6 protein-coding genes are annotated in these 19,937 nt (G+C 69.9%); 2 read left to right on the top strand and 4 right to left on the bottom strand.

What is annotated here, in order from left to right:
• Nucleotides 1–95 precede the first annotated feature (95 nt).
• On the top strand, nt 96–3,824 hold the full coding sequence (locus tag LV75_RS35540) for an FG-GAP-like repeat-containing protein (protein ID WP_253888248.1): 3,729 nt from the start codon (nt 96–98) through the stop codon (nt 3,822–3,824).
• A 334-nt stretch (nt 3,825–4,158) separates the two neighbouring features.
• Nucleotides 4,159–4,665: a hypothetical protein gene (locus LV75_RS18815; RefSeq protein WP_253888247.1), complete on the top strand. Its 507-nt coding sequence runs from the start codon at nt 4,159–4,161 to the stop codon at nt 4,663–4,665.
• A gap of 62 nt (nt 4,666–4,727) precedes the next feature.
• Here LV75_RS18815 and LV75_RS18810 read toward each other — a convergent pair whose 3' ends face one another.
• The 4 genes from LV75_RS18810 to LV75_RS18795 all read right to left on the bottom strand — a co-directional run bounded on the left by LV75_RS18810 (nt 4,728) and on the right by LV75_RS18795 (nt 19,890).
• Nucleotides 4,728–7,070 carry a M4 family metallopeptidase gene (locus LV75_RS18810; protein WP_253888246.1) on the bottom strand — a complete coding sequence of 781 codons (2,343 nt, stop codon included), beginning with the start codon at nt 7,068–7,070 and terminating at the stop codon, nt 4,728–4,730.
• Nucleotides 7,071–7,504: 434 nt separating this feature from the next.
• Nucleotides 7,505–8,236 carry an ANTAR domain-containing protein gene (locus LV75_RS18805; protein ID WP_253888245.1) on the bottom strand — a complete coding sequence of 244 codons (732 nt, stop codon included), beginning with the start codon at nt 8,234–8,236 and terminating at the stop codon, nt 7,505–7,507.
• 176 nt (nt 8,237–8,412) lie between these two features.
• Complete coding sequence (locus tag LV75_RS18800) at nt 8,413–8,775, bottom strand: DUF6292 family protein (protein WP_253888244.1); 363 nt, start codon at nt 8,773–8,775, stop codon at nt 8,413–8,415.
• 111 nt (nt 8,776–8,886) lie between these two features.
• Nucleotides 8,887–19,890, bottom strand: a complete 11,004-nt coding sequence (locus LV75_RS18795) for a toxin glutamine deamidase domain-containing protein (protein ID WP_253888545.1) — start codon at nt 19,888–19,890, stop codon at nt 8,887–8,889.
• Between the last annotated feature and the right edge of the window lie 47 nt (nt 19,891–19,937).

The following is a 19,937-nucleotide window of genomic DNA, read 5'->3' as shown; positions in this document are numbered from 1 at the left end:
TGGCCGAAACGCAGCGCCGGATCCGCGGAACGCGATGCCGCCTGCCCATCGATCGGCCGTCCGTCCTCGGGCCCTACCGCCGAAGGAACACGCCAGTGCGAAGACCACCACAGCAACGGCGGCGCGGCTCGTTGCCCGCCCTGATCGCGGCATCAGCGCTGCTCACGACGGTGCTCACCAGCCCGATCGCCCTCGCGTCGACCGAGCGGACCCCGGCGCGGGCGACCGAGGAGGCGGTGGGTATCGCTTCCGCGCTCTCGCGCGCCCAATCGAGCGGGCAACCGGTAGTGGCCACAGCGGCAACCGACTCGGTAAGTCAGACAATCGCCAACCCCAACGGCACCCTGACGAAAACGACTTCACTGCGCCCGGTACGCACAAAGCGCGACGGTAAATGGGTGAACCTCGACGCGACGCTCAGTCGCAATGCCGACGGCACATATCGCCCCAATGCCACGGCCGCCTCGGTAACGCTGTCCGGCGGCGGTCCCGGCCCGGTGGCGACAATCGCGAACCGGGGCCAGAGCCTGGCATTCACCTTCCCGGTCACGCTCACCGCGCCCGCGGTGGTGGGGAACACGGCCACCTACCCGGAGGTGCTGCCCGGGGTCGACCTCGTCGCGTCGGTCAGCGAGCAGGGCGACTTCGCGCACACGCTCGTGGTCAAGACCCGGGCGGCCGCGACGAACCCGGAGGTGGCCCGGCTGCGGGTGTCGATCGACTCCCCCGGGCTGACCTTGACCTCGTCGCCCGACGGCAGGCTGACCGCGGCGGACGCCACCGGCCACGCCGTGTACACCACGCCACCGGCGACCATGTGGGACTCGGCCAAGGAACAGCCGAACACCAAGACCCCCGCGAAGGCGTCCACCGCGGCCGAGCCGGGTAACGCCGCGCGCGTCGCACCGGTCTCGGTGGTGGCCCGCGCGGACGGGTACGACCTGGTGCCCGACGCCGCGCTGCTGGCGGACCCGGCCACCGTCTACCCGGTCATGATCGACCCGACGTTCGTGCCGAACAGCTGGGGAGCGACAGCGGACTGGACCGAGGTGGAGAGCGGCAAGAGCACCTACGCGGGCTGGCACCAGAGCGGGCCCGCCCAGGTCGGCTACTGCGGCTTCGGGTCCAGCACCTGCAAGGGCATCGACGTCACCCGCTCCTACTTCCAGTGGGGCATCACCGCGCTCTACGGCGCGACCATCCTCTCGGCGGAGGTCAACTTCGTCCCGCAGTACTCCTACAACTGCAACTCCCAGGTCGCCCTGGACTGGACCGGCGCGATCTCACCGAGCACGACCTGGAACACCAAGCCCGCCACCCTGAGCACGGTGGCGCAGAAGGGCACCTTCGGCAACGGCGTGACCGCGCAGGTCCAGTCCGCGGTCACCAACCGCACCGGGGTCACCACCTTCGGGCTGCGCGCCGTCGACGAGGGGACCATCGCCGGGTGGAAGAAGTTCACCCAGAACAACGCCAGCCTCGTGGTCACCTGGGACGTCACCCCGGCCACCCCGGTGACCCCCTCCACCTCGCCGGTCGTCTACTGCACGACGACCGCCCCGTACCCGGTGATCGGCAAGACCGACCTCTACCTCGGGGTGCAGACGCTGCGCGCGTCCGACAACGTGACCAAGGCGCTCACCGCGACGTTCTCGATCAAGCCCGCCACCGACCCGACCCCCGATCCCGCCACCGGTGGCACGCAGCGCCAGGTGAACATCAACACCGGTGACTGGGCGACGGTCGTGCTCACCCAGAACACGTTGCCGCAGGGCGACTACCGGTGGACCACCCGGGTCACCGACGGCGCGCTCACCTCGGCCTGGTCGCCGGAGTGCCGGTTCACCCTGGACCTGAGCGTGCCCGCGCAACCGCTGGTCAACTCGACCGACTACCCCAACGGGACCACGGGCAAGCCCATCCGCACCGCGGGGAGCTTCACGTTCACGCCCGTGGCCGGGTCGACGCAACCCGCCTGGTACCGCTACCAGCTCAACGGTGGCACCGGGATGAACGTCCCGGCCACCGGCGGCTCCTGGACCGGCACGATCACCCCGACCAGGGCGGGCACTAACACCCTCACCGTGCAGGCCATCACCGCGGCCGGGACACCCAGTCCGACCGCCGTGCACCACATCATCGCCGCCGCGCCCGCCAACCCGGACAAGGAAGGTGACCTGAACGGCGACGGCAACGCCGACGTCCTCACCGTCGGCGGGACCGGCGGGACGGCGGCGGGCCTGTGGCTGAGCCCCGGCAACGGGGCCGGAAGCGTCGGCGTGCCGACCAACATCGGCATCCGGGGCAGGCTCGACATGACGGAGAGCCCGGACAACTGGACCGGGATGGTCGTGGCGAGCGGGCAGTTCGGCGGCACCGGCCTGCAGGACGTGATCGCGACGGCGCCCAACGGGATCACCAAGGTCTACCTCAACGCCGGTGACGGCACGCCGCTCGACCCGAGCACGGACCGGGTGTTCTCCCTGGGCGGCGACCGGTTCGTCGACCCGGACTTCACCGAGCTGATGACGGCGCCGAGCCAGCTCACCGCGATCGGTCACCTGCCGCAGGGCAGCGACCAGAGCGGCGGATCGGCCTTCCCCGACCTGATCGCCGTGGTGGCCGTCGGCGGGCAGCACCAACTGTGGTGGTTCGAGCACTCCCCCTACCCGGGTGGCTACCAGCCCGCCGTCGTCCTGGACTCGAGCACCGACTGGTCCACCAAGACGATCGCGGGCACGCGGCACCAGGGCAAACCCGCACTGGTGGTGCGCGACAACGCGACCGGCCAGGTCGTCCTGCACCGGACGAACTGCGTCACGGAGTGCTGGGACACCAACTGGTTCGTCGACTCGAGCACCACCGTGGCCCGGTCGGCGAGCGCGGCGCTGACCGCGGCGTCGGCCCCGGTCATCCTCAGCAACGACGCCACCAACGACACCAACACCGACCTCTGGGCGATCACCGGCGCCGGGGCGGCGTCTTTCGGTGCCGGGTCCGGCGCGCACACCTTCGCCGCGCCGAGCGCCGCGGGATCGGTCCTGCCGCCCGCGAGCGCGAACCTGCGCTCGTTCGGTGCCATCCGGTGGCGCAACCCGACCACCGGGCTGGACCAGACCGACATCTACGCGAACACCCCGACCGGGCAGCTGTTGCTGTTCCAGCCGCAGCAGTCGGGCGTTCTCGGCGCGCCCAAACAGGTCGGGAACGCGGGCTGGCAGGGGGTGGTCCCGTTCGGCGTCGCCGACTGGGACCACGACGGCTACCCCGACCTGATCGCCCGCGACGACAGCAACTGCGCCGAACGCGTGTACCGGGGCTCGCCGACCGGCTTCGCGCTGCCCGTCCAGATCGGTGTCGGGTGGTGCGGCTACACCCCGTACGGCGTCACCGACTGGAACCGCGACGGGCACTTCGACGTCATCGCGACCAACTCCAGCGGCGCGCTGCTGGTGTACCCGGGCGACCTCACCGGCGGCGTCGCGCCCTCGATCCAGATCGGCAACGGCTGGAGCGCCGACCTCACCCCGTGGGGCATCGTCGACTTCAACGGTGACGGCCACCAGGACATCGTCACCCGCTACATCCCCACCAACACGCTGCGGATGTACCCGGGCGACAACACGGGCACGGGCGACGGGGCCGGGGCCACGGTCGGCGCGGGGTTCAACGGGACGGCCTTCTTCGGCTTCGCCCGGTGGCCGGGCGACACGACCACCTCGTTGCTCAGCCGGTTCAGCCCGGGCACGGTGAAGCGCTTCATCACCGACGGCGCGGGTGGCTGGTCCAACGGCAGCGGCATCGTCATCGCCACCGGCTGGTAGCACAGCTGATAGCACCGGGGGTGGGCCGACGGGCGGCTCACCCCCGGTGTCACCCGATGGCGTGATGTCAACGCCGTTGGCACCGGGGTGGTGCGCGGGGACAGTCGCGGTAGGAACCGGGGCGCGCTACCGTTCGCGTCCCCATGATCAACTACGTTACCCAGGAGGAATCGTGCGGGTGTTGGCCGTGCTGGTCGCCGGTCTTGTGGTCACGGGATGTGGCACCCCCACCGGTGACCAGGCGCCGACGGGGGCGGCACCGGTCGCGCCGTCACCGAGTGGGACGTCACCGAGTGGGACGTCAACGGGTGGGCCGACAACCACGAAGTCCAGGGTGCCGAAGGCGTACACCAGCGCCGAGTTGGTGAAGGCGGCGTTCACCGCCGCGGACCTCGCCGAAGCGGGGGTGCCGAAGCCCGAGGGGGTGACGGACGCCGCGTTGTTGGCTGGGTGCTCGGGGACCGAGCCAGTGGCCAAGATGGTGTCGCTGTGGACACTCACCGACGCCAAGGTGAATGTCATGCAGTCCGTGGAGTCCTACGAGGGGGCCGACGAACTGGTGGCCGGTCTGCGGTCCGAGGTTCCCGACGCCTGCCTGCTCGGCGAGAACGGGAAGTGGTCCACCGGGGCGATCCTGCCCACCCTCCCGGACGTCGACGCGGCGTACTCCTGGTGCTACATCCGCGCGGCCGTTCAAGGGTGTGGCGCGGTGGCCGCGCGGGGGAACCTGCTCACCGCCGTCGTGCTTGAGGGTCCGCCCTTGGAGGCCGAGCTCAGCTACTGCAACAAGGTCGTCGCTCGACTCTTGCCTGTCGCGGTGAAGGCGTTGGATCGCCTATAGGCAAAGGAAAGGCCCCGCAGTTGTGTGGACCCGCGGGGCCTTTCCTTTGTGGTCAGGTCAGATCAGCAGGTGCCAGCATCCTGCCAGACCGCCCAGGAACCGGGGGCTCCCGGCTCGGCACCGGTGGAGTACCAAGTGGACTTCCACTTGTGGCCACCGTAGGAGACCTCGTCGTTGGGGACGTAGGACTGCGACGAGCTCCATTCGGCGACGCCGCCGCAGCCACCCGGGTTTCCGCCGGTGATGGTGAGGGTGAAGGTGGCGGAGTGAGAGGCGGTGCCCTCGCCGGTGACCGTCACCGAGTAGTCGCCGGGGGCGGCGTCGGCGGTCGTGGCGATGGTGAGGGTCGCGTTCTCGCCGGAGGCGACGGACGACGGGGTGAAGGTCGCGGTGGCGCCGGAGGGCAGGCCGGAGGCGCTGAGGTTGACCTTCTGGGAACCGCCCGTGGTGACGACGGTGCCCACCGTGGTGCTCACAGAACCGCCCGCGGCAGTGCTACCGCTGGTCGGGTTGAGCGCGAGCGAGAAGTCGTCTGTCGGGGGCTGTCCGCCCACGGTCAGGTTGTAGGTGACGGTGTGCGAGGTGGCACCCGCTCCGCGAACCGTGATCGGGTAGGTCCCGGCGGCCACGCCGGAGCCAACGGCGATGTTCAGCGTGGACGACGCGCCGGACTGGACCGAGGACGGGTTGAAGGTGACGGTCACACCGTTGGGCTGGCCCGTGGCGGACAACGCGACGGTCTGCGCGCTACCGGAGGTGGTCGCGGTCGAGACGGTCGAGGTGGTGCTGCCGCCCGCCTGGACGGTGCCGGAGGTGGGGTTCAGCGAGATGCTGAACTCGTTGCCGGGCTGGCCGGTGCAGGTGGGCTCGCCGGACTGGGCGGGCAAGGTAACCGCGTTCCAGGCAGCCTTAACAGCGTTGAACTGCGCGCAGGTCGAGTCCAGGTTCTTAGCCGCGGTGAGAGTGGCGACGCGGTACTTGGCGTAGGACATGCCAGAGGTCTTGAGCAGCATCGCGTTGTAGAAGATGCGGCCCGCGTTCTGGATGCCGATGCCGGTCAGCGAGGTGCTGTTGCACGTCGGGCTGGTCGGCTTGCCACCGCCGGGGTTGGTGCCCTCGGCGAGCAGGTAGAACCAGTGGTTCAACGGACCCGCGGCCGCGTGGACCTCGGTGTTGGGGATGGCGCTGGAGTAGCAGTTGGGGTCGCCGTTGACCTGCGACGGGTTGGCCATGTTGCGGATCGGGCCGTTGCCGACCAGGTTGACCGACTCGCCGACCGTGTAGTCGGGGACGTCGTACGGGGAGGGCTCGTTGGCGTACGCCTCGGTGAGAGCGCCGAAGATGTCGCCGGTGCCCTCGCCGAGACCGGCTTCGCGACCCGCGCCGCCGGGGGTGTACTGGTCGATCGCGTGGCCGTGCTCGTGCGCGGAGACGTCGACCGAGGCGATCCACTGGTTGGCCTGGTTGCGACCGATCTCGATGTGGTCACCGGTCCAGTAGGCGTTGACCTGGTTGAGGCCGACCTGGACCTGCACGCCGCGGCCGTTGCCGTCGATGCCGTTGCGGCCCAGCCAGTCCTTGAGCATCCCCCACTGCTTCTGGGTGGAGAACAGCACGTCGACGCAGCCGGTCTCCTTGCTGGTGGCCTGGCCGTTGCCGAAGGAGTTGTTGGCCTTGGTGAAGGGCTGCTTGGTCGAGTAGTCGACGCAGCTGAGGCCGGGGCGGGTGCTGTCGACGGTGCTGTTGTTGCTGGTGTCGATGGTCAGCGGGTTCGGGCCGTTCCACTGGGAGGTGCCGGTGCCCGCGCGCACGTCGTCGACCGAGTCGACCACGGCGCCGGTCTGGGCGTCGACGAAGACGTGCAGGCGGGTCGGGACACCGTCGGCACGGCTCCCGGCGACGACGGTCTCGTAGACCAGGGTGCCGTGGCCGCCCGCGAACACCGAGAGCGTGGTGGACTCGACCTTGTCGACCTTCGCGACCTTGGCGCGGGCGACCTTCTCGGCCTGCTGCGCGGTGAGCTTGGCCTTGGTCGACACGGCGAGCCCGCCGCGGTTGGCGGCGACGGTGTCGAGGGTGTTGCCCGCGGCGTCGGTGGCCACTACGGCGTCACCGCCGACTACCGGCAACCCCTTGTAGGTGCGGTCGTAGGAGACGTAGTACAGCTCTTTGCGGCCGGGGATGCCCCCTTGGTAGACCGCGCGGCGGGTGAACTGCTCGTCGGGGCCCTTGGCGAGGGCGTCGAGACCGGATGCCGCCGCCTTGTCGGCGGCGGCGACCGCGAGCGCCACCGGGGAGGGGGCCGCCTGGGGCGCGGGTTGGGCCGCGCCCGCGGCGCCGGTGACCGCGTACACGGCGAGGGTGGCCGCGCTCGCGGCCACCACGAGGGCAAGGGTGCGTTTCACACCAAACTCCTCTGGTATGCAGGGAATACCGAAGAACTCGGACGGCCAATGTATGGACCAGTCCATTCCAGCGTCAATAAACAGGCCGTTTCCCCAGTTGCCAGACGCTTCTTCCGGACTTTTCGGCCGGTTTCCCCACATTGCCGGAGAATCCATTAACAGGACCATCGAATGGCTGTTTTAAGTATCATTGCATTGGCTTTTGCAACTCTTTACCCGACTGGTCGCGACCGGTGTGGTGTGGATGATCGTCGGATGGGTATCACTGGGGCGTCCAGAGCCGTGCACCGACCGTGTTAAGCAGCAGCACGGCGGTCCATGGGAAGGGCCGTCCGCCGGGTCGCCGCGACCCGGCGGACGGTCGCCCCGGACCTAGTGGCGCGACCCGAAACGTCCACCATGTCTCGACCCGCCCAACGCCCTGAGTCGAGCCGCTAGTCGAGCAGGTGGTGGCGGTCGACGAGGGTCTTGGCCAGGTCGCGCAGCTTGACGTTGATGTTCTGCGAGGTCCGGCGCAGCACGTCGAAGGCCTGGTCGGCGTCGATGCGGCGGCGGGCCATGAGGATGCCCTTGGCCTGGCCGATCACGTCGCGGGTGTCGAGGGCGGCCTGCAGCTGCTCGACGCGCAACTGCTCGCGGGTGACCCCCTCGGTCATCGCCAGCGCCAGCGAGGCGTGCGTGGCCAGCAGCAACAGCGCGTCGCGGTCGGACTCGTCGAAGGCGCCCGCCTCGCGGGAGTACACGTTGAGCGCGCCGGAGAGCCGGGGCGCGCGCACGTCGGGCAGCAGCGCGACCGAGGCCAGTGAGCGGAACCCCAGGCGCGCGGCGGCGGGCCCGAACCGGGGCCAACGCTGGTCGACGGCCAGGTCGGGGCTGTGCGCGGCGGCCGGGCCGCTGGGCAGGGCGCACTCGACGCAGCAGCCCTCGCCGAACTCGTACTGCAACCGGTCGAGCTCCGCGGCGACCAGGTCGGTGCCCGCGGGGGTGTGGAACCCGCCGTCGGGGGCGCGCAGGGTCACGCTGACGAGGTCACCGCCCACCACGTCCTTGGCGGTGACCACGACGCGCTCCAGCACGTCGGCCAACGAACCCGCCGCGAGCAGGTCTTCGGTCAGCCCGAGCAACTGCTGGGCAAGGCCCCCAGCGTCATCCACTCCGTCAGCCACGCCATGCCTCCAACGCCATCCATGCGACCCGCGACCCACCATGGGCCCGGCGCTGGCTGCTCAACGCGGAGTCGTCGCGAGGATCCTAGTAGGGCGGGTGGGGCGTGGGTCGCGCTCCCGAGCGGTGGTGGACACCGGGGAGCGCGCGGCGGCGAGGTCTGCCTGGTAGCCGCGGGTCAGGCGGCGATCGACACGGGGAAGGACGTCGGGGGGTCGGGGTGGCCGACCGGGAGGCCGTGGCGGGCCGCGGTGGTGAACCCGGCCACGGCCCGCGGCGAGGGGCACAGGGCCCCGCCCAGGTAGCGCAGGACGATGAGGTCCTCGCCGGAGTGCGTCTCCACGGCGAGCGACCAGCCGTGCTGGGGGTCCCAGAGCAGGGCGGCGTCGCGGCCGGGGTGGGTGGCGACCCGGCGGTCGAGCCAGAGGCAGGCCGAGCCCGCGTGCACGATGACCGACTCCGGCCGGACGCCGACCTCGGTGGCGACCGCGCCCAGGTAGGCGGTCAGCTGCTGGTGGCCCAGGTCGAGTAGCGCGGTCACGGGGTCCCTCTCTCGCGGTCGGAGCGTGCGAGATCCATGTGCCCCGTTTCGCGGGGATCCAAGCAACCTCGGCCGCGGATCACCCGGCGCGGGCGAGCGGGGATCATCCGGTCATACCTTCTGCGGCTCTTTCTCGTCCTCTTCCGCGTCGACCTCCGAGTCGAACTCGGAGCCGAACTCGAAATCCGCCGGGTCGACCGGCAGGGGGCGACCCCGGGGCGGGAATTCGAGGACCTGGGGGGCTTCGGCGTCGGCGCCGATGACCAACGCGAAAATGCTTCGGCCGAGGATCGAGGCGGCTATTTCGGCCATGAATCCTGGGTCCGCCGCGGTGTCGGACACCAAGCGGTAGCCGCCGCGGTACGGGACGAGGGTGTACTCGGTACCGCGGAGGGTGATGATGTCGTTGGCGCCGGACAGCGCGCGCATGCGCTGGATGTCGACGGCCCTCAGGTGCAGCGACAGTGCGTCGGCTTGGTCCTTGGTGAAAGAGGAGTCGACGGAGTCTCGAAGGGCGTCGAGTTCTTGGCCTACCTCGTCCACGTGCGCAGCCCAGTCGGGGTTGGGCATGGCGGTGATGGCGGCGAAGTCGTCGGCGATGCCCGACGGGAGGCCCGTGGGGAGGCCGCGCACGGGGGTGCCGGGGATGAACTGGTTGTTCGCGTCCAGCGGGATGGCGTGGACGCGACCGAGACCGGGCAGCGCGTCGGGGGTCGCGGGGACGATGGTGCCCTGCTGGGGGTCGACCAGTGAGACGGTGCCGTTGTGGTTGACCACGTTCCAAGCGTGGCCGCGGCCGCCATTGGCACCGAAGGCGATCAGCATGGCGTCGGCGCCGTGGCCCGCCTTTGTGACGCGTTCGATGACGTCACCGAGGGCCTTCGAGCCGGTGCCAACGAACTCGGGGGCGTAAGAGGTCCACTCAGCGGCTTTGCTGACGGCGCCGCGCGGGGCCTGGCCGGGGTTTCCGATGCCGGCCACGCGTGGTTGGCCGTGGTAGGTGGAGTGGAAGGAGACAGCGGCGTCGACGCAGTTGATGTCGCGGCCGGGGGTGGTCCGGTCGCCGTTCACCAGGTCTACGAACAGGGCGGGGTCGGTGAAGCGGGTGCCGGTGGGGACGACCGCTTCCAGCGCGAGCACGTCCTGGGCGGAAGCGGGGGTGAGCGTGTCTTGGACGCTGCGGGTGCCGGGTGGCTCCGGGTGGGTGACCGCGCCGAAGTCCGACTCGAAGTCTTCGCGTGAGCGCTTAGTACCGCGCGACCCGTTGGAGTCCGACCCATTTGAGTTCACTGCGGTCGGTGCTGGGCTCACCTCCGGGGTCGTCATGTGATCGGCTGAGTTCCACGGACCGGTCACCTCGTCGACGCCGTTGGTGGGGCGGTTGCTGTTGGAACCACTGGCGAAGGTGGTCATCTGGAACGACTGGGACCCGGGCGGGCCGTTGTCGCCGGGCGCGTTCCCCTCGGGGATCGTGGTGAGCTGGGTGCTGGGGGTGAACGGGCCGGGGCCGCGCGAGGACGACGATCCGCCGTTGTTGGTCTGGTTGGCGGGCAAGACCGGTGTGCGGACGGCTGGCGTGCGGACGGCGGGTGTGCCGCGGCGGCGCGGGGTGGGGGTGAAGTTGGGGACGACCGGGTCTGGCTGCAGCGCGGTGCCCGCGACGTCCCCCGGCGCGGTGCGGGCGGCGACGGCGTCGGCGATGTCCTGGGCGGTGAAGGCGCTGCCGGGCGGGACGACGAAGGTGCGCGGGCGCAGGTCGAGGCCCAGACCAGCGACGAAGTCCACGACCTGGTTCTGGGTGACGCCGGGTTCGACGCGCAGGGTGCGGCCGCGGACGTCGGCGGCACCCAGGTTGACCAGGCCGGGCGGCGGGACCGCGGGGGTGCCCTGGGGGTGCAGGATGATGCCGTCGGCGGCCGGGGTGAAGGCGAGACCGGCGGGCGGGGCGGTGCCCGCGGTGGTGTAGACGTCGGCGAGGGTGATCAGGCCCTGGCGCAGCGCGTCGGCCTCCCAGACCCGGACCCGGACGTCGTTGCTCGTGGTGATCTTGACCGTGGACGGGACCGGCTGCCTGCCGAACCAGCCCTTGATCGTGCTCATCACCACGTTGGTGCGCCGCGGCGTGGTCTGCACGTAGAACTCCGCGTTGGCGTTGAACAGGTAGGACCGGCCGCCCTGGGCGATGACGGTCAGGTCGAAGGCGCCGTTGGACCAGGACTCGGGGTTGCCGATGCCGCTGTCGACGCCGACGGTCGGGGTGGTCTGCAGGGTCGCGGGTGCGGGCGTCAGCTTGTCGTTGGGGTCCTTGACCGTGCCGCCGCCGAGGCCGGACGCGGTGATGCCGCGCGACCAGGTGACCGTGCGGGAAGACCCGGTGAGGGTGATGTCCTCGGTTTCGCGGCCGTGGTCGACCTTGCCGGGGTTGTTGAGCGGCACCAGGGTGAATGACCCCGGCACGAACCGGGCGGCGACGGAGACGTCGAGCAGCTCGTCGTGGAAGGTGCGCTTAGCACCGACGATGCCCTTGGTGGAGTACGAGCCGTTGCTGAACATCGACCAGCCGCCGTTGTGCAGGCCGGTGCCGGTGGTGAGGGTGTGCAGCGCGTACTCGGAGGTCGTGCCCTTCGCGGTGTAAGGCGACGGGGTGTTGCCCGCGGTGCGGAAGTCGGCGCGGGCAACACCGTTGCCGACCGGGACCGGCGCGTTGGAGGTCTGCGCGAAGGCGACCTCGCGGATGGCTTTAGCGGTGTCCGAGCCGAGCGACTCGATGTGCCACATCGAGTCCGGGTCGAGGTACTGCTGCTGCACGAAGTTCGGGTCGGTCGGCGGCAGGGTGAGCGGGTTGGTCGCGAGCACGTCGAAGGTGGCGGGCGTGGTCGGCGCGGTCATCGCGGGCGACGAGCCGGGTTTCGGGGCGACCAAGTCCACCGAGCCGTGCGTGGTGACCGGGGTGGTGGCCATGTTGTTGCGGTTGAAGTGCCGGGCCGCGGTAAGGGTAAGAGCGTCCGCGGCCGGGTTGGCGATGCGGACCCGGGAGATCTCCAACGCGTAAGTCATGTCGTGGGTGGAGCGGTCGAGCTGCTCGAAGGTCTCCAACCGCATCGGTTTGAGGGTCTTGCTGCCCGGCATGGTCTCCGATTCCGAGACCTGCCTGCCCACGCCGAGCAGTGCGCCGAGGTTGCCCGCGGTGGACCCGGGTAGGACGTTGCCCTGGGCGTCCTTGGGCGCGGCCGTACGGACGACCAAGTCGTTCTGCAGACCGGCGGCAAGGCTGTAAGAGCTGGTCTCTTGGGCGGAGTCGGTGGTGGTGATGTAGGAGTAGGTGGTCTGCGAGTTCGGCGTGAGCGGGTTGTTCGGCAGCGCGGGGCGGGCCGGGATGCCGGGGGCGTGCTGGGTGGGCGCCGAGGTGATCCGGATGTCGACCACGTCGGTGTAGAACGGGTCGTTGTCCGGGATGGAGATCACCCCGGAGTCGGCGAGCACGTCGCGCAGCGAGATCTGCCCACGCGGGCTGGAGAACAGCTCGGTGATCCGCTCGAGCACGTCGGTCTGCCACTTGCCGGTCACGCCGAGCTCGTCGAGCCGGGCGCGGACGCCCTGCAGCGGGTCGGGGCCGTGCAGGCGGGAGTTGAACACCGTCGTGGTGCCGTGCGAGGCGTAGTTGTTGTACGCCGGGTTGGTCGGGTCGGTGATCAGGTGCTGGGTGTTGCCGGTAGCGGCAGGCGGGGCCGGTAGGACTGCCTGGACCTCGGGCGGAATAGGTAGGCCCGCCTGGGTCAGCAGCTCCGCCGCGGTAGTGGCAGGCACCTGCACCAAGACGCCGTCTGGCTCGTCGACGGTGACGGACAGGGACTCCGCTTGAGAGGTCTTGATGGAGTTTCGGATGTTGACGTCGCCGGTGTAGGTGTAGCGGACGTCCATCGTCATCCACACGGTCGGGCCCTTGTAGTTATAGAGCTGCCGACCGCCGGGGGTGAGTTCGCTGACCTTGCCCTTACCCCAACGCTTGTTGCCACCGAAGACGAGCCGGATCCTTGCGCCGAAGCGGTGGAACCGCCTTGGGATGGCATCCACGGCAAGCTCGCCTTCGATGCCGAACTGGCGGTGCTTGCTGTTGTTGACGACTAGATCGCCGTCTTGGCGCCGTTGGAGCTGCCCGTCCTTGCGCACATCCACTACGCGCGGGGAGGAGTACGTGGCGGTGGCGGAGATGGCGCCGTTCATGTCGGTGAGCCTGCCGGGCTCGTACAGCTTGTGCGGGCCTGCTTTCTCGCCGTTGAGCCCGAGCACGGCAGCGCCTCGCCTGCCGACCTGGGAGACGAACCCGCGGACAGCGTCGGCGGCAGTGGTACCGGGTTTGGTGAGGGTTGAGAGTTTGTAGCGGAACTGGCGCTGGGGGATGCCCGCGCCGCGGTTGGTCTCGGTGAGCGTGCGGGTGCCCCACGACGGCCAGGTACCGCTCATGAACGGCGACCGGCGGGTGACGGGGGCGGGCATGTTCGCGGGCGGGTTGACCACCGGCAGGGTCTGCACGTTCTTCGCGAGGACGAGGTTGAGGCCCTCGGTGGAGTTGGGGCTGACGCGCACGTGTTCGATGCCCGCGAACTCGCCGAACTGGACCGGGTCGACCACGACGGTGCCGTTGGGCTGGTTGGGCGCGGTGCCGACGTAGAGGCCGGGGGTCATCGTCGAGGGGGCCATCGCCTTGTCGGACCAGGCGAACTTGTCGACCGGCGCCGAGATGGAGACGGCGTTGGGGATGGTCTGCTTAGTGACCCGGGGTGCTGTGGCAGGCGCGTTGGTGTTGAGCGTGCGCGCGGTGTCGACGTCGGCGGCCGTCGGTTCGACGAGGCGGTCGGCCGACGGCGGCCCGAAGGTCATCTTGCCGCCCATGATCACGCGGCGGAACCAGTTGGGGGCCGGGGTGTCGCGGTGCACGACGACGAGCTCCAAGGTGCCGTCGAAGCCCCGGTACTCGCCACCGTAGGCGGTGATGCGGCCGTCGCGGCCGTTGGTGCCGACCGCGGAGGACCGGTTGCGCTCGTAGGTGCCGGAGATGACCACGCGGGGAAGGCCCTGCGACGACGTGCCCGCGGCGTTGGGGTTGCCGTTGGCGGGCTTGTCGCCGCTGAAGGTGGGGCGGACCTCGCCGCCGACACCCAATTTGGCGTTGCGGCTCATCTGGTCGGTGCGCCTGCGCTGTGAGGTGACCTGGTCCTGCACAGTGCCCTTAGCCTGCCCGGACGGGTAGCTCATCGCCGGCGGCACGACCTGGGTGTAGATCTCGAGTTTGTGCAACCGCCCGTCGGCGACCCAGGTGACCTCTTCGCCACCGTGCATGGAGTTGAAGATGGCTGTGACGGTCTTGGGGTCGCTGTTGAACTTCTCTCGCACCGCAGCCTGGCCGGTAGCGTCCAGGCCGTTGGTGAGGAAGGTCAGCATCTGGTCCTTGCCGGGCACAGCGGTGATGTCGTCGGTGCCGATGATGTAAGGCTGGTTGCCCGCTGTCCTTGCCTGCACGTTGGTCGGGTCTAGATGCAGCGGGAGAGTCAGGTTCAACTGCCGGGCCAATGGCACCGGAACCGTGACCAGCTCAGTGACGGTGTCGTTGACCTGGTTGCCGTTAGCGGTAACTGTCAGTGGACGGGTTACCTGGTACACCAACTCGGGCTGCGACGAGTTGCGCTCCACAGCGGACTCGTTGCCCCGGTTGTAGCCGCCGCTGCGGCCACTGGCGAAGTCGCTGAAGAGGCCGACGAACCACTGCAGGCCCGGGACATCCTTGCCGACGGCCAAGGCCAGCGCCGCGGTGACGTCGCCGCCCTTGGTGACAGCCGACGACGGGTTGACGCCCGTGCGCTGCTCGTCGACCTTCGTGGACGGGCCGATGAGCGTGATCTGCGGGGCGCCGTTGGGGGTGATCGTGACCTGAGTGCCACCGATGGTCTCGGTGATGGTGCCGTTGTTAGGCATGTGCCGCACGCGGGGTGACCCGAGCAGATCGGTGATCTCATTGCGGTGGTCGGTGGTGTTCAGCGCGGTAGCGACACCGTCGGTGAACGCGGTGGGGATGCGGACCGCGTCAGAGGTGAGTTCGTTGCGGCCGATCGCGGGCAGTGGCTGGGGCGCGGAGGTGGTCGGGACCACGGCGGGAACGCGTACCCCGCCGTGCACGGTGGCGGTGACGGGACCGATCGGACCACCGATGCGGGTGGCCACGATCTCGAAGTCGGTCTCCACCCACGGCCGGTCCCCGGTACGCACACCCGGCCTGCTGATGTCGTTGGAGGTCATGCCCTGCGAGCGCTTCATGGTGAACCCGGCGGACCCGATCGGGCGCAGGAACAGGCCGCCGTCGACGATCGGGGCGAGCGAGACGAACGGGACGCGCACCGGCAGGTTGCTCGAGGACGTGACCGCCTTCGGGTTGTGCGTGTCGTCGCGCTTGGTCTTGACGACGTCGGGGTGCGAGTTGGGCACGGCGTTGACCGTCGTCGCCTTGCGGGTGTCACCAGGGCGCTTGGGGCGACCGGTGAGCAGGACCCGGGCCGTCGTGCCGTTGGGCAGGTCGACGGTGATCTCGTGGCCCTGGTTGACGATGTCACCCAGGTGGTTCACCACGGCGTTGGCCGCGGTCTGCCCCGCCTGGTTGACCACACCGGGGTGGTCGTTGAACAGGCCGCCGACGGCGTTGGACACCGCGGTGGTGTCGCCGAGTTCCTCCATGACGATCCGCTCGGCGAAGGGGACGTCGGTGAGCAGCGTGAGGCCGCGTTCGACGTCGCCCTGCTTGGCCGCGGTCTTGACGTCGGCGGCGGCGTCCTTGGCGTTGCGCGCGGTGTTGGCGGCGGACTGGGCGGAGGCGGCGGCGTTCTGCGCGGCCAACTGGGCGTTGTCGCGGGCGGTGGTGAGCGCGGTGTAGAGGGTGTTGACGGCGTCGGCCTGCTGGTCGGCGGCCAGCTGCGCGGTGTTGGCGAGGCCGCGCAGGCGCACCGACTCCGGCCGGTCGGTGCCGAGCTGGGTGTTGATGCCCTGGCGCTGCCGGTCGAGGGTGCCGATCTCGGTCTCCTGCCGGACGATCGCCTCCTCCGCCTTGCCGATCGCGGTCTCCTGCAGCGCGATCGCCGGGTCGACGACGGCAGGGGCGGGGGTGGTGGTGGTCGTGCTCTGGCCCGGGGTGGCGGTCGAACTCGATCCGGCGTTGGCGGCCAGTTGGGCCTTGGCGGCGGCCACGGCGCGCTTGTCGCGGGCCACGTCCAGCTTCGCCTGGGCGACGGTGTCGCGCAGGGTGTTGATCCGGGTCGTGAGGTCGCCCACCTGCTGGTCCAGCCGGGCGACGGCCTGCTCGGCGGTGGTGGCGGTGAGGTCGGCGGCCTGCGCGGCGTTGTGCCGCAGGATCTCGGTCGCCGACTCGGTCTGGATCTGGGTGACCAGGCCCGCCGCGGTCGTCACGTGCTGGTCGGCGGTCTGCTGGTGGGTGCGGGTGGTGGCCAGGTGCCCGGTGGTGTGGTTCAGCTCGGTGGTGGCGGCCCCGAGGCGCTGGGTCGCGGTGACCGCGCTCGCCGCGGCGGCGGTCGTGGCGGCCTGCGGACCGCGGGCGGCGGCGTGGGCGGCCGCCTCCTGCAAGCGGAGGTTGGCGATCTGGGTCTGCGTGCCCTGCCGGGTCAGGGTGGCCTGTGCCAACTGGGCGCGCAGGGGGCCGTGGTTGAGCACGAGCTGGTCCAACGCGGTCTGGCGGGCGTCGCGGGCGATGGTCGCCGTGCCGATGTTGGCCGGGATGGCGTTGTCGAGCAGGGTCTGGGCGTTGTCGAGGGCGATCCCGGCCGTGTCCTCGGCTTGGTCCGCCTGGTCGACCTGCTGCTGGAGCCCGCTCTCGGTCTGCACTTGGAGACCGAGCGTGGTGATCGCTGTGTTGATCTGCCCGCGCAGCGCGTTCAACTGCTGCACTAGTGGGGTCGACACGGCCTGAGTCGCAGTTACGGCTGCCTGGGCTTGCCGGTGCGGCTCGGCCGCGCCGTATACCTGCGCCTGCGCCGAACGCTGCGCGTGGTCGGCTCGACTCACCGATAGGGTCGCCGCGTCGCGGTGGCCCTCTGTGGCGTTAAGCGCTTGCGTGGCAAGAGTGTTGATGTTGTTGGGCGGGCGCTGCCCGAACGAGTCGCCTATCGCTTGCGATTCAGCGCTTTCGTTGACTGTGTCATTGAAGGCCGTGTCACCATCAACGAAGGTGCCCTCGGGGTCGAGCACGATCGCCCACACCTTGCCCGCGTCCGGACCCGTGGTGGACCAGGTGCCGGACTGGGCGTCCACATGGAACACCTCGCCGTTCTGGTTGACGACGTTCCAGGCGTGCCCGTCTTTGGCACCGGGTGGGGTGGTGAAGACGATGGCGTCGGTTCCGTGGCCACCTCGCTTGACGCGCTTCTCCACCTCGGCGAGGGCGGCCTTGCCGTCGCCGAGGAACGCGGGGGCGTAGCCGGTGCGCTCGCTGGCGAGGCTGGCGCCAGCCCGGTCTTTACCGGCCGTGGTGGGGTTACCGCGCCAAGTGGAGTGGAACGCGACGGAAGCGTCAACGCAGTTGATGTCGCCCTTGACGCTGTTGATACCGCCGACCCACACACGGAAGTCCTGGAACTTGCCGGTGGTGGGCTTCAGCTTCGGCGTGGACGTCGGCGGGTTGCGCCGGGGGCGCTTGGTGGACACCGGCTGGGTGCCGACGGTGGCGGTCTCCTGAGCCTGCCCGGGGGTGGACTTGGGCAGGGTCGGCGCGGTCGAGGACGGCTTGGTGACCGGTTTCGGGGCGGGTTTGGTGAGCTTCGCGGTGCTCTTGGCGGGCTGCTTGCCACCGACCGAGGCGGTCGCGGTAACGGGCTTGCCCGGCGGGGTGGGGGTCTTGGCGGTCGAGGGGACGGTGGTTCGGGCCGTCGTCGACTGGGTGGTGCTCGGCTGGGTCGTGCTCGACTGGGTGCTGGTCGACTGGGTGGTGCTCGACTGGGTGCTGGTGGCGGGCTGCTTGCCCTGGGTGAGGGCCTGGTTCGACGAGGACTGGGTGGTGCTGGTCTGGTTCCCGGTCGACTGGGTGGCCGTCGACTGGGCCGTTGTGGACTGGGTGGTGCTGGACTGGGTGGTGGACTGGGGCGTCGACTGGGTGGTGCTCGCAGTGGTGGCCGGGGTGGTCGGCTTGGCGCCCTGGTTGTTCGCCGTCTGGTTCGAGGACTGGGTGCTCGACTGCTGGTTCGACTGGGTGGTCGAGGACTGGTTCGACTGACCGGTCGTCGATTGGGACGTGGTCGACTGCGTGGTCGAGGACTGCGTGGTGCTGGACTGGGTGGTCGAGGACTGCGTGGTGGAGTGGGTCGTCGACTGGGACGTGGACTGGGTGGCCGCGGGCTGGTTCGACGACTGGGTGCTCGACTGGGATGTGGTCGATTGGGTGGTGCCCGGCTGGTTGGACGGCTGCTGGCCGGAGGTCGAGGTGGTGGTCTGGGTCTGGCCGGGCTGGGTCTGACCGGACTGGGTGGTCTGGCTCGACTGGGACTGCGTCGGCGAGTTCTGCGACTGCCCGTTCTGCGACTGGCCCTGGCCGGGCTGGGACTGGCCGCTCTGGCTCGACTGGTTCTGGCCACCCTGCGACTGGCTTGGCTGCCCCTGACCGCCCTGGTTCTGACCGTTCTGGGACTGGCCGTTCTGGCCGTTCTGGGACTGGGAGGTCTGGGACTGCTGGGTCTGGGACTGGCCGTTCTGCCCTTGGCCGTTCTGCGGCTGGCCGTTCTGGGATTGGGGGGTCTGGGGCTGGCCGTTCTGCGACTGCGGGACCTGGCCCGGCTGGCCCGCACCGACCTGGACGGGCTGGCCCTGCCCCTGGTTGACGGGCTGGGTGACCGGGGGCGCCTGCGTGCTGGCCCCGCCGACCCCGTTCCCTCCGGTGCCAGTCCCCTGCTGCGACCCCGGCGCGCCGGTGCCGCCCTGCTGGCCCGTGCCGCCGACCTGACCGGAGTTGTTGCCGCCGCCCAGCCCTCGGTCGCCCGTGGGCGGGGTGGTGATCGGGACGTTGGTAGTCGGCACGGTCGTAGTGGACGTTGAGCTGGGGGGAGGGTTCGAGCCCCCCTTGCCCGTCGTGTCACCGGTAATCCCGTCAGGACGGGTCTGGGGGGTGGTCTGCGGGCCCTTGGTGGTGGGGGCGGGCTTGGGCGGTGCTAGAGCGTCGCCGATGGCACCGCCGACAACGCCACCCGTGCCGGAAACGGCACCAGAGGTGGTCGAGTACGGGTTCATCTCGAACTCGCCCTCGGTGGCGTACTTATAGAGCGCCTCGGTCAGAGTCTCGTGGAACGCCTCGATGCCGATTTCGGTGATCTTGTCCGGGATGACCTTGTGCCAGTCGAAGGCGTCCTTGCCGATCTTGCCCAGCCACGAGTCGAGCCCAGAGGTGGTGATGTGCGCGATCGCCTTGCCGAAACCGGCCAGCGGCAGGGTAAGAGCGCCACCGAGGGCACCGACGGCTGCAGCGCTAGCGGTGTACTTGGGGTTCCACTCGGTGCGGGTGCCCATGCCGAACTGGATGAGCTGCGCGACGACGTCGATGACCAACTGGAACGCGATGCCGACGATCTGCGCCTGGACGACCTTGATCAGCAGCCTGCCCAGCAGCGACTTGAGCAGCCAGCGCACGATCGCCATCCGGGCGGCGAGCCAGGCCATGCTGGCGCCCGCGGTGCCGAAGGCGGCGGCGATGGCCCAGGCGATCTCGGCGATCAGCATGATCAGCGACAGGATCGAGACCAGCTTGATGTACTCGACCTCCAGCGCCAGGTCGCGCAGGAACTTGGCCAGGGCGCGGAACTGCTCGTCGGCGATGGAGATGTAGTTGTTCGCCCCCTCGACGTAGGGGGCCATCCGGTTGGCGAACGCCTGCTCGGCGGCGCCGTGGAAGTTCGACCTGATGGTGACGACGGCGGTGCGCAACTGCGGGGCGAGCTCGCCGGAGAGCCGGTAGGCGGCCCGGTCCCACGCGTCGGCGAGGGCGCGCAGCTTGTCCTCGTTGGCGTCGGGCCACTCCTCGCCGGTGAGCACCTGGAACAGCTTGCGGACCTCGTCGGGCACCATCATGGCCATCGGTCGTTCACCTCCTGGCGTAGCTCGGGTGGGAGTGGCTCGGGTGG

Origin of the sequence: Actinokineospora diospyrosa, assembly GCF_024171925.1 — a bacterium.
GTDB lineage: Bacteria > Actinomycetota > Actinomycetes > Mycobacteriales > Pseudonocardiaceae > Actinokineospora > Actinokineospora diospyrosa.
The sequence above is the reverse complement of the archived record's forward strand: the minus strand, read 5'-3'. Positions and strand labels throughout refer to the sequence as shown.

Bases quoted from the DNA above. Each gene is read 5' to 3' on its own strand.
- LV75_RS18795 (WP_253888545.1), bottom strand. From the start codon at position 19,890: ATGGCCATGATGGTGCCCGACGAGGTCCGCAAGCTGTTCCAGGTGCTC.